Annotated in this window: 11 protein-coding genes; 6 read left to right on the top strand and 5 right to left on the bottom strand. The window is 70.0% G+C overall.

Annotated elements, in window-relative coordinates:
* Nucleotides 1–342: 342 nt before the first annotated feature.
* Nucleotides 343–1,572, top strand: coding sequence for a DNA polymerase IV (gene dinB, locus ACIRRA_RS35340; RefSeq protein ID WP_402777232.1), 1,230 nt, complete (start codon nt 343–345; stop codon nt 1,570–1,572).
* Between the two features lie 36 nt (nt 1,573–1,608).
* Nucleotides 1,609–2,406: a HugZ family protein gene (locus ACIRRA_RS35335; RefSeq protein WP_402777231.1), complete on the top strand. Its 798-nt coding sequence runs from the start codon at nt 1,609–1,611 to the stop codon at nt 2,404–2,406.
* A 29-nt stretch (nt 2,407–2,435) separates the two neighbouring features.
* On the opposite strand, the gene ACIRRA_RS35330 is transcribed toward ACIRRA_RS35335, so the two are convergent.
* Nucleotides 2,436–3,302: a class II glutamine amidotransferase gene (locus ACIRRA_RS35330; RefSeq protein WP_402777229.1), complete on the bottom strand. Its 867-nt coding sequence runs from the start codon at nt 3,300–3,302 to the stop codon at nt 2,436–2,438.
* A 363-nt stretch (nt 3,303–3,665) separates the two neighbouring features.
* Here ACIRRA_RS35330 and ACIRRA_RS35325 point away from each other — a divergent pair, with 363 nt between their 5' ends.
* Nucleotides 3,666–4,094 carry a nitroreductase family deazaflavin-dependent oxidoreductase gene (locus ACIRRA_RS35325; protein WP_402777227.1) on the top strand — a complete coding sequence of 143 codons (429 nt, stop codon included), beginning with the start codon at nt 3,666–3,668 and terminating at the stop codon, nt 4,092–4,094.
* Between the two features lie 112 nt (nt 4,095–4,206).
* Here ACIRRA_RS35325 and ACIRRA_RS35320 read toward each other — a convergent pair whose 3' ends face one another.
* Nucleotides 4,207–5,424, bottom strand: coding sequence for an epoxide hydrolase family protein (locus tag ACIRRA_RS35320; RefSeq protein WP_402777225.1), 1,218 nt, complete (start codon nt 5,422–5,424; stop codon nt 4,207–4,209).
* A 23-nt stretch (nt 5,425–5,447) separates the two neighbouring features.
* Between ACIRRA_RS35320 and ACIRRA_RS35315 the strand changes: the two genes are divergently transcribed.
* A complete protein-coding gene (locus ACIRRA_RS35315) occupies nt 5,448–6,671 on the top strand; it encodes a site-specific integrase (protein WP_402777223.1) in 1,224 nt (407 codons plus the stop codon).
* Between the two features lie 26 nt (nt 6,672–6,697).
* On the opposite strand, the gene ACIRRA_RS35310 is transcribed toward ACIRRA_RS35315, so the two are convergent.
* The 3 genes from ACIRRA_RS35310 to ACIRRA_RS35300 form a co-directional block, all read right to left on the bottom strand.
* Nucleotides 6,698–7,876 (bottom strand): NAD(P)/FAD-dependent oxidoreductase, encoded by a 1,179-nt coding sequence (locus tag ACIRRA_RS35310; protein WP_402777221.1) that lies wholly within the window; start codon nt 7,874–7,876, stop codon nt 6,698–6,700.
* 108 nt (nt 7,877–7,984) lie between these two features.
* A complete protein-coding gene (locus ACIRRA_RS35305; protein ID WP_402777219.1) occupies nt 7,985–8,515 on the bottom strand; it encodes a hypothetical protein in 531 nt (176 codons plus the stop codon).
* A 6-nt stretch (nt 8,516–8,521) separates the two neighbouring features.
* Nucleotides 8,522–8,809 (bottom strand): hypothetical protein, encoded by a 288-nt coding sequence (locus ACIRRA_RS35300; protein ID WP_402777217.1) that lies wholly within the window; start codon nt 8,807–8,809, stop codon nt 8,522–8,524.
* Between the two features lie 69 nt (nt 8,810–8,878).
* Here ACIRRA_RS35300 and ACIRRA_RS35295 point away from each other — a divergent pair, with 69 nt between their 5' ends.
* Together ACIRRA_RS35295 and ACIRRA_RS35290 are read left to right on the top strand one after the other, a co-directional pair.
* The gene (locus tag ACIRRA_RS35295; protein ID WP_402777215.1) at nt 8,879–9,496 is read left to right on the top strand and encodes an ArsR/SmtB family transcription factor; all 618 of its coding nucleotides are present in this window, start codon (nt 8,879–8,881) and stop codon (nt 9,494–9,496) included.
* Nucleotides 9,497–9,498: 2 nt separating this feature from the next.
* Nucleotides 9,499–10,230: an SRPBCC domain-containing protein gene (locus tag ACIRRA_RS35290; protein ID WP_402777213.1), complete on the top strand. Its 732-nt coding sequence runs from the start codon at nt 9,499–9,501 to the stop codon at nt 10,228–10,230.
* Nucleotides 10,231–10,233 lie beyond the last annotated feature (3 nt).

Below are 10,233 nucleotides of genomic sequence, written 5' to 3'. Positions count from 1 at the left end.
CGACGCAACCGGCCCACCATTTTCCTCCCCCACGGAGGAGCGCAGCGGCCCCTGGTCAGCTTCGTTGGATCTTCGGCGATTACTACCGGAACCCCATCAGGCCGCGTCGGCACATCCGAGTAGTCCTGCACGTTCGCCAGGTCGTAGCGTGCGGCCGCTTCACGATTCGCGCGGACGGTGCCCGGGGTCGCAGGTTTTGGCCGGCTGCACATGTCGACTCCATTCTTCGATCCGTATTGCCCGAAGTGTTGCCGCGCCTTGGAAGCTACGCCTCACCCGTGTGGTCAGAATCGGTCGGGTGGACGGGACCGCAGGACAACAGACCGACGGGTATGCGAACATATGTTCGTGTCCGGTTCGACAACGAGGATCAGCGAGCGCCCCGAGCGGGCGGCGATTCTGCATGCCGACCTGGACTCCTTCTACGCGTCGGTGGAGCAGCGCGACAGTCCGCGGCTGCGCGGGCGGCCGGTGCTCGTCGGCGGCGGGGTCGTGCTGGCCGCCAGTTACGAGGCGAAGGCGTTCGGGGTGCGGACGCCCATGAATGTGCGTCGGGCACTGAGCCTGTGCCCCGATGCGATCGTGGTGCCGCCGCGGATGTCGGCGTATTCGGAGGCCAGCAAGGCGGTCTTCGAGATCTTCCGCGATACCACGCCCGAGGTGGAGGGCATCTCCATCGACGAGGCGTTTCTCGATGTGGCCGGACTGTGGCGGATCGCCGGCACCCCGGTCGATATCGCGCGCGGGCTGCGGACGCGGGTGCGCGCGGAGGTCGGGCTGCCCATCTCGGTCGGGGTGGCGCGCACGAAATTCCTGGCCAAGGTGGCCAGCGCGGTCTCCAAACCCGATGGGCTGCTGGAGGTTCCACCCGACAGGGAGCTGGAATTCCTGCATCCACTGCCGGTGGAACGCCTGTGGGGCGTGGGTGAGGTGACCGCGCGGGAGCTGCGTGAACGCGGCATCACCAAGGTCGGCCAGCTCGCGGACCTGGGTGAGGGGCCGCTCGCGGCGGTGCTCGGCCCGGCCACGGGCAGGCATCTGCACGCCCTGTCGTGGGCGCGGGACCCGCGCCGCGTGGACACCGGGCGGCGCCGGCGCTCCATCGGCGCACAGCGGGCGCTGGGCCGCCGCCATCGCAGCGACGAGGAGCTCGCGGCCTACCTGCACGGCCTGGCCGACCGGCTCGGACACCGGCTGCGCAAAGCCCGGCGGGTGTGCCGAACGGTGGTGCTGCGCATGCGTTTCGACGATTTCACCCGCGCCACCCGCTCGCACACGCTGGCCGAGGCGACCGACAGCGGCGAGGCCGTCCTGCGGGTCGCATGCACCCTGCTGGCCGCGACCATGCCGCTGATCCGGGAGCGCGGCGGCCTCACCCTCATCGGCCTGTCCCTCACCAACCTGGACGATGCCGACACCATGCAGCTGTCGCTGGCGTTCGAGCCGCGAGCGGAATCCACCCTCGATTCGACCCTGGACGCACTGCGGGATCGCTTCGGCGCGGGCACCGTCACGCGCGCGGCCCTGCTGCGGAAGGGCGAAGGGCTCTCGGTGCCAATCCTTCCCGACTGATCGGTCCTGTTCGGCCGCGCGGGTAGCCTGTGACGCATGGCTCTCGACCACGGCGACCCGGGCGACGCGCCCTCGACTCCCCCGCCGCTGACCCCCATCGCGAACACCACCCGGCCGTCCGCGGCGGATGAGGCCAGAACCGTTGCCGCGGCAACGAATACGGCCACCCTGGCCACCCTGTCGGCCGATGGCGGCCCCTGGGCCAGTTTCGTCACTTACGGATTGCTTGCGGGACAACCGGTCCTGTGCGTGTCCCGGATGGCCGAGCACGGCCGCAATCTGGCCGCCGATCCGCGAGCCAGCCTGTCCATCGTGACCCCGGAGTTGCCGGAGGATCCGCTGGCGGGAACCCGATTGACGCTCGCCGGGGTCGCGGAACGCCCACAGGGCGAGGAGGCGGTGGCGGCCCGCGCGGCCCATCTGGCCGCGGTCCCGGCCGCCAAGACCTACATCGACTTCAGCGATTTCACGGTGTGGGTGCTGCGTGTGCAGCGGGCCCGCTGGGTCGGCGGGTACGGCCGCATGGATTCCGCGACCGCCGACGAATACGCGGCCGCCCAGGCCGATCCGATCATCCCCGGCGCGGCCCGCGCCATCGCCCACCTCAATGACGATCACGCGGACGCGTTGCTGGACATGGCCCACGTCCGGGGCGGCTATCCGGACGCGTCCGCCGCGGTCTGTGAACGCGCCGACCGCTTCGGCCTCGACCTGCGGGTCACCACCCCGCGCGGCATCGCGGTCACCCGCATCGGCTATCTCACGCCCATCGACAGCATCGCCGACTTGCGTACGGCCACTGTCGATCTGGCCCGGGCCTCGCGACCGGAGTGACCGACCGCACCATGCCGCAGCGGTGATCGTCAGTGTGCGGTCTGGGAGGCGGCGGCGGTCTCGTCCAGGTCGGCGAGCGAAAGCAGGTGGCGGGGCGGGGAATCCCGAATAATGCTGGACCGCACGTCCAGATGCCCGCTGACGTGGAGCAGTTCACCGGAGGCGAGGAGCCGCCACCCGGGGTCGTTGTCCATGCGTTCGGTGGCGATGACGACAGCGGGATAGTCGGCGAGCACGCCACTGCTGGTGCGAATGCCCCTATGACCCGCGTGGTCGAGCCGCTGATCGCCCTGTGCGCCACCGGCGGCACGCTCGAGGACATACAGGTCGTGGGTGTCGGGATAGCGCATGGCCCACAGTTCGGTCGCGGTGGTGAGAATCAGATTGAGCGCGTAGAGCGGCAGCCGGTCGGCGATCCAGCCGACCGCGTCGGTGATGCCGGCGGTGACATCGCCCGCATGATGGTCGATCCGGGCCGTGATCAGGGCGAAGAAGCGCTCGGAGTCGGTGTCGCCGTGGACGAGTCGGCGATAGTCGCCGAGTTCGTGCTCCAGCTCGTCGAGCCCCTCCAGCACCCCATTGTGCGCGAACAGGCGTCCGTGCTGCTCGAACGGATGGGTATTGCGCATGTTCAGCCCGCCCGTGGAGGCGAAGCGGACATGCGCGACGAAGGTTTCGGATTCGCATTCGCGGGCCTCCTGCGCGAAGAGCCGATCCTCGTAGGCAGCGATCGGCTGCTTCTCCACCAGCGGCGCGCCCGCGGCGGTGAAGGTGCCCAGGCCGACGCCGTCGGGTTCGCGGTGACTTTGCCGGGACAGGCTGTCGGGCGCCTCCAGCAACCAGAAGGTGGCGCGCGCCCGCTGCGGCGCGGCCGAGAGTCCGAACAGGCGGCACATGACCAACTCCTCCCATAAGAGGCGAAGACGCGCGGACTGCACGACAGCACGGCCGGGCTGAGGGATGATTGGGCCATGTCGGACACGCCGTCAGTGCTCGAGCATCATCGTAGGCCCGAGCATGACGCCATGCGCCTCTCGGGCACGGTGGAAGCCATGATGTGGATCCACCGCAACTGCGTCGAGGGCGACGGTGACACCGAGCAGTCGTGTGGTCGCCGACAGCAGCTATTGGAACTTCGCTCGAAGAACGGGTGGACCTGGCCGCTTCCGAAACCGGATGCGGAATGGCGGTTGCAGCACTGAGGCGGATTCACTGCCGGGAGCGGAATACGCACGGCGGCAACGCAGTTGATGCGGACCATGACCGACGTTGCGCGTCAGCGACTGCACGAAGAAGTGATCGAGCAATTCCGGGCCGGAGGCGGACAGGTCGGCGGGCAGTTCGCCGAGCGCGATCTCCTGCTGCTGACCACCACCGGGGCCCGCACCGGGCAGGACCGTACCTGGCCGCTCGCGTATCAGCGCGACGGCGACCGCCTGGTCGTCTTCGCCGCCAATGGCGGCCGGCCGCACCGGCCGGGCTGGTATCACAACCTGGTGGCAAACCCGGCGGGTACGGTCGAGGTGGGCACCGAGACCTGGCCGGTCACCGCCGTGGTCGCGAGCGGGGACGAGCGGGCGCGGCTGTGGGACCGGCAGCTCGAGATGACGCCCTTCATGGCCGATTTCCAAGCGAAAGTGGAGCGGGAGATTCCCGTCGTCGTGCTGACCCGCGCGGCCGCAGCGTGAAGATGTCGCGTTTCGCCCAATCGTGGCAAGACCCCTGACACGACTTCCGCCGGCATTCCGCGGGGCTTGCGAGCGACCTCCCCGCAAGCCCCATCGCAGCGGTGGCGGCAGGCTAGCGGCGGCCGCGGAAGGTGCGGCGGAGGTCGTCGGTCCACTCGGCCGGGACCTCCCAGGGGATGAAGTGTCCGCCGTGATCGTGGGCGGTCACATTCACGTGGTGGTACCACTCGCCGCGGTCGCTGTCGCGGAACTGCTGGGCGCGTCGGGCGGTGGTGACGCCGGGCGGGTTCTCGTGGGCGACGAAGGTGAGGCCGGTGGGGGCCTCGATCACCGGCCAGCGGTCGTGGGACGGGGTCCAGGGGTAACGATTGTGGTTGGCGTAGAGGCGCATCGAGCTGCCGATGCAGTTGGTGGCCCAGTAGATGGTCGCGTGGGTCAGCACCTCGTCCTTGCTGAACACGGATTCGAAGTCGCCGCCGCGGTGGTCGCTCCAGTGCATCCAGCGCTCCAGGATCCAGGCCAGCATGCCCGCCGGTGAATCCGAGAGGCCGTGCGCCAGGGTGGCGGGGGCGAGCATCTGGGCGGTCAGGTGGACCGCGAATCGCTTCTCCAGCTCGATGATTCGTGCGTGCACCTCGCCGGGCAGGCCCTCGGGAATCGGGCGGCCGCCGGTGATGTCCCACGCGCGTTCGCCGTTGAACATGTCCAGGCGCTGACCGGAGCCGATATGGATGCCGTAGAGGGCGTCGGCGTATTTGTGGCCGAGCTGGCCGGTCACCAGGGCGCCGACGTCGCATCCGGCGGCGGCGTAGGTGCGATGGCCCAGCACGTCGGTCATGAGGGTGTGCCAGAGGTCGGCGATCTTCCAGAAGTTCAGATCCGGGCGCGACGGGATCGGGCTGGAGAAACCGAAGCCGGGCAGCGAGGGGACGATGACCTCGAACGCGTCGGCGGGATCACCGCCGTGCGCCGCCGGATCGGCCAGCGGGTCGATCACCTTGGACCAGTGCCAGAATGTCCAGGGCCAGCCGTGGGTGAGGATCAGCGGGATCGGGTTGTCGCCGACGCCGGGTTTGCGCAGGAAGTGGACGGGGACGCCGTCCACCTCGACACGGTACTGCTCGTAGGTGTTCATCGCCTTTTCCTGTGCGCGCCAATCGAAGTCGGTACGCCAGTGGTCGACCAGCTCACGCAGATAGGCGGTGGGTACGCCATAGTGCCCGTCGGCATTGCCGTAGTCGTCGAACCAGCGGGTCCGGGCCAGGCGCTGCCGGAGGTCGTCGAGGATGTCGTCGGACACGTGAATCGGGGTCTGCTGCAACGGGAGCACGCATTCAATCTAGGGTCGGGGACATGCCAGATCCGACTGAGGTCACCGAGCCGGTGGGACAGACCGCGGTGATCGCGGTGCCCGACGAGGTGCGCGGCGAATTGCGGCGCGGGGTGCGCAGTGTGCTGGTCGACGCAGCAGCGCTGCGGCTGGTGCGCGATCGCTTCGACGAGGTGCAGGCCGGATCGCTACGGCGGTATCTCGAGGCGTCACAGTCGGCGAATACCTTGCGCGCGTATCGGACCGACTGGATCGCGTGGGCGGCCTGGTGCGCGGCGGAAGCGCGGCAGGCACTGCCAGCGGACGCCCTGGATGTGGCGGTTTATCTGGCCGCCGCGGCGGACGCGCGACGGGAGAACGGCGAATGGGCGTTCGGCGCCGCCACTTTGGAGCGCAAGGCTGCGGCGCTGGCCGCCGTGCACGCCGCCAACGGATTGCCCTCCCCCACCCGCGCCGACGTGGTGCGGCTGACCCTGCGCGGTATCCGCCGCACCCGGCGCAGCCGGCCCAAGCGGAAGCGGCCGGTGCTGCTGCACACCCTCGATCAGCTGCTGAACGAGTTGCCGGCCGCGCAGTGGCCCACCGAACCGGCGCGCCGCCGCGACACGCTGCTGTTGCTGGTCGGATTCGCGGGGGCGCTGCGCCGCAGTGAGATCGCCGCGTTGCGGGTCACCGATGTCGCCGTCACGACCGACCACACAACCGGCGAGCCGCTGCTGCTGATCCAGTTGCCCGCCACCAAGACCGATGCCACCGGCGTCAACGAGCAACGCGTCGCTCTGCCCCGCGGTCAGCGCCCGCGCACCTGCCCCGTCTGTGCCTTCGCCGACTGGACCCGCCTGCGCGAGGCGCACGCCGCCACCGACGTGCGCGCCTGGCTCGACGCCACCCCGCCGCCCGACCCCCGTATCCACCGCTGCCACGGCTTCACCGGCACCACCCTCACCGATCCGAATCTGCCGCTGTTCCCGACCATTTCACGACACGGTGGCATCGCCGGCACCGCCATGTCCGGCCGCGCGGTCGCCGAACTCGTCAAGCGCTACGCCGCCCGCGCCGGCCTCGACCCCACCCTGTTCTCCGGTCACTCCCTGCGCGCCGGCTTCGCCACCCAGGCCGCCCTCGGCGGCGCCAGCGACCGCGAGATCATGCGCCAGGGCCGCTGGTCCAACCCCCGCACCGTCCACGGCTACATCCGCACCGCCAACCCACTGGAGGACAACGCCGTCACGAAACTGGGCCTGTAGCGGCGATTTCGACCGGTGGTCTACCTCTACTGATCGGCCATCGCCGTGGTGGCTGTGATGCGCTGCTGGCGCTTGCCACCCTTGATGGCGGCGTAGGAGCCGGGTTTGCGGGCTTCGCGGGCGAGGCTCCACACCGTGGATTTGCAGATCGCCTCCTTGACGGTGGCGGCAACGCGGCCGGCGAGGTAAGCCCGGCGGGCGGTGTCGTCGAAGTGGGCCAGCTGCATGGTCGCACGTTTGCGGCCCAGGCTGATGCACTGGCCGACGAACGCGATATCGATTGTGGCAGGGTTGGTTTCGGCGAGGCGGTTCAGGACGGTTCCGGCGGCATGGGCGCCGAGCGGGATGGCGGCCTGGCAGCTCATGCGCAGGGGGTGGCCGGAGGGGGCGGCGGCGTCACCGGCGGCCAGGATGCGGGGATCGTCGATGCTGGTGAGGGTTTCGTCGGTGAGCAGGCGGCCGACGGCGTCGGTGCTCAGGCCGCTGCGGGCGGCCAGGTCCGGAACACCGAAACCGGCCGTCCACACCGTGATCCGGCTGGGCAGTTCGCGACCGTCGGCCAGCACGACGCTGTGCGGGTGAACGGTGGTGACCTTGGCGTCCGGACCGTCGACGATGGTCACGCCGAGTGCGGCCAGCTGCCCGGCGACCGAGCGGCGGGCGGCCGTCGTCAGGTACGGGCCGAGCAGGCCCCCGCACACCAGGGTGACCGGGCGGCCCTGCTCGGCGACCTCGGCGGCGGTTTCGATGCCGGTGGGCCCGCCGCCGACCACGGTCACCGGCGCGGCGGCGTCCGCACCGGCCAGTGCATCGCGCAGTCGCTCGGCCTGCTCGAATTCCGCTATGTCGTAGGCGTATTCGGCTGCGCCCGGGACGGCCGGGGCCGCCCCGCGGCTGCCGACGGCGTAGATGAGGTAGTCGTAGGCCACATTGCCTCCGCTCTTCAGCGCCACGCTGCGCCGCACCCCATCGATCACCGTCGCTTCATCGACGATCAGCCGGATCCCCGCGCCGAGCAGGGCGTCGTACTCGACCGCGGCGGAGCCGGAGCCGGCGGCCAACTGGTGCAATCGAATTCGCTCCACGAACTGTGGCCGCGGGTTGATCACCGTGATCTCCACGTCCTCCCGAGTCCGCAACCGGTTGGCCGCGATTATCCCCGCATATCCGCCGCCGACCACGACGACCTTGACGACCCGTTCCATGTCCGCCCTCCTTCACCGTTGGTGGTGTCGGACATGAAGACACCATTCGAGCCCGATGTGTGACATCGCGGCGCGTGTCGGGTGCCGCGACTCACCGCGACGCCGACGTCACCGAGGGCGTCGCTTGCGGGCCGTGAGCGCCTCGGACCAGGTCAGGGTAGGCGGCCAGGAGGGACCGTCGATGACCGGGATGTGCGGAGCGTGGCGGGTGACGGCCGCGGTCAGGCTCGGACGCGAGACGCGCCAGCCCGTCATTCGGCGGTACGCCCAGCGGATGGTGCCGTCGGCGCCAGGGATCAGGTCGGCGCGACCGGCGTCGCGCAGGAGCCGGGCCGACGACTCGGGTACCGGACGGGCGGCCGGACCGCCTCGGGAGGGTTGGGTGGTGCCGCGAGCGCGCACGCCGATGCAGCGGTGGCTGAACTGATTTCGCGGTGTCGAGGTGGTTTCGGTGAACAGTTCGATCGCGCAGATTCGCGACCAGGGCACGGTCTGGGCAGGGCCGAACGCGTCGGCAGCGAAGTAGACACCCGCGCCGTGGACGGCGAAGACCACTCGGCCGTGCGACGCGCGGCGCCACCGCCACAGTCCCGTGCGTACGACGTAGGTGTCCGGACCGAAGTCAGCAGGAACGGTCATCGCGCGTCAGTCGATCGAGCCGCCGCTGTGGTGACCACCGCTGTCGGGATGGCCACCGTGCGCTGGCGGGATGCCGGAATGGGAAGTGCCGGAGGAGATTCCGAAGTCGTCGAATGAGCCGCGGCGCCGGCTGCGCGGCCGGCGGTCACGATGCGCCACCGCGGTGACCATGACGTAGCCGAACAGCACTGCGAAGAATCCGAGCACGACCACCAAGAAAATCGTCACCGGCGCAGCGTGCGTCGCGACCCGGCCGGTGTCAATGCCGAAAATCCGGTCGACCGCGGACGGCACCCGCGACACGCCACAACCGACAACTTCGACTGCCTTGACAAATATTTTTGTCGGTGAGATTCTGGGTTCGTGCTGGACGTCGCTGTGATCGAAGAAGCCGCCGCGGCCGAGGCTTCCCTGGACCCGACCCGGTCCCGGATCCTCGCCGCTCTCGCCGAGCCGGGCTCGGCCGCCATGCTCGCCGTTCGGCTCGGGCTGCCCCGGCAGAAGGTGAACTACCACCTCAAGGAGCTGGAACGACACGGGCTGGTCGAGCTGGTCGAGGAGCGGCGCAAGGGCAATGTCACCGAGCGTGTATTCCAGGCCACGGCAGCCTCTTATGTGATCTCCCCCAGCGCGCTGGGTGCGGTCAGTCCGGATCCGGCGCGTTCGCCCGACCAGTTGTCGGCGCGGTGGCTGCTGGCGCTGGGCTCGCGGCTGGTGCAGGAGGTGGGGGCGCTGCTGACCGGCGCGGCCCGGGCGCAGCGGCGCGTCGCAACCTTCGGGATCGACGCGCAGGTGCGGTTCGCCTCCGCGGCCGACAGGGCGGCGTTCGCCGGGGAGCTGGCACAGGCGGTGACGACACTGGTCAGCCGCTACCACGACGAATCCGCACCGGGCGGGCGCGACCACCGGGTGGTCGTCGGCATGCACCAGATACCCACGGAGCGGAAAGACGCCGAATCCGAAGCAGGACAGGAGAACTGACCATGGGGCATCCGTTCGAGATCGAGCTGGAGGCGACCCTGCCCGCGAGCCCGGACCAGGTCTGGGAGGCGATCGCGACCGGGCCGGGGATCGACTCCTGGTTCATGGGGCGCAATGAGGTCGAGGCGCGGACGGGCGGCATCGCCGCCATGGATACCGGTGGCCGGCGAGAAGAGTCGGTGATCACCGCGTACGAGTCGGGCAAGCACTTCGCCACCCGCACCGGGACCGACGAGGACGGCCGGTTCATGGCTTTCGAGTATCTGCTCGAGGGGCGCGAGGGCGGCAGCACCGTCCTGCGGGTGGTCCACAGCGGCATGCTGGGCGACGACTGGCAGGACGAATACGACGCCCTGCGCCGCGGCTGGCCGTTCCACCTGAACACGCTGCGCGAATACCTGACCTACTTCCCGGGCCGGATCGCGGTTCCCGTATTCGCCGTCGCCACGGGCTCTTCCGGGCAGGCGGTGCGGTCCGCGCTCATCCGGGCGCTGGCGCTACCGGACCCCGTGGCGGTCGGCGTGCGGGTGCAGGCCGAACCGGCGGGCCTGCCGGCACTGGACGGTGAGGTGGTGTGGGCCGACGACGAGCGTTTCGAGATCCGCACCGCCGACGGGCTCTACACCTTCCACCACGCCCCCGCCGGACTCGCGCTGATGTTCCATCACCTCTTCGGTCCCGCCGCCGGGGCCGAGGCCAGGTGGCAGCAGTGGCTCACCAATCTGCTGGGCTGAACC

The organism is Nocardia sp. NPDC101769 (genome assembly GCF_044766925.1).
In the GTDB taxonomy this organism is placed as follows: Bacteria; Actinomycetota; Actinomycetes; order Mycobacteriales; family Mycobacteriaceae; genus Nocardia.
This window is presented reverse-complemented; position numbering and strand designations above follow the sequence as displayed.

Excerpts from the sequence above, each read along its gene's own strand:
- ACIRRA_RS35315 (WP_402777223.1), top strand. The coding sequence starts at position 5,448 with ATGCCAGATCCGACTGAGGTCACCGAGCCGGTGGGACAGACCGCGGTG.
- ACIRRA_RS35305 (WP_402777219.1), bottom strand. The coding sequence starts at position 8,515 with ATGACCGTTCCTGCTGACTTCGGTCCGGACACCTACGTCGTACGCACG.
- ACIRRA_RS35335 (WP_402777231.1), top strand. The coding sequence starts at position 1,609 with ATGGCTCTCGACCACGGCGACCCGGGCGACGCGCCCTCGACTCCCCCG.
- dinB (WP_402777232.1), top strand. The coding sequence starts at position 343 with ATGTTCGTGTCCGGTTCGACAACGAGGATCAGCGAGCGCCCCGAGCGG.
- ACIRRA_RS35290 (WP_402777213.1), top strand. The coding sequence starts at position 9,499 with ATGGGGCATCCGTTCGAGATCGAGCTGGAGGCGACCCTGCCCGCGAGC.
- ACIRRA_RS35330 (WP_402777229.1), bottom strand. The coding sequence starts at position 3,302 with ATGTGCCGCCTGTTCGGACTCTCGGCCGCGCCGCAGCGGGCGCGCGCC.
- ACIRRA_RS35310 (WP_402777221.1), bottom strand. The coding sequence starts at position 7,876 with ATGGAACGGGTCGTCAAGGTCGTCGTGGTCGGCGGCGGATATGCGGGG.
- ACIRRA_RS35325 (WP_402777227.1), top strand. The coding sequence starts at position 3,666 with ATGACCGACGTTGCGCGTCAGCGACTGCACGAAGAAGTGATCGAGCAA.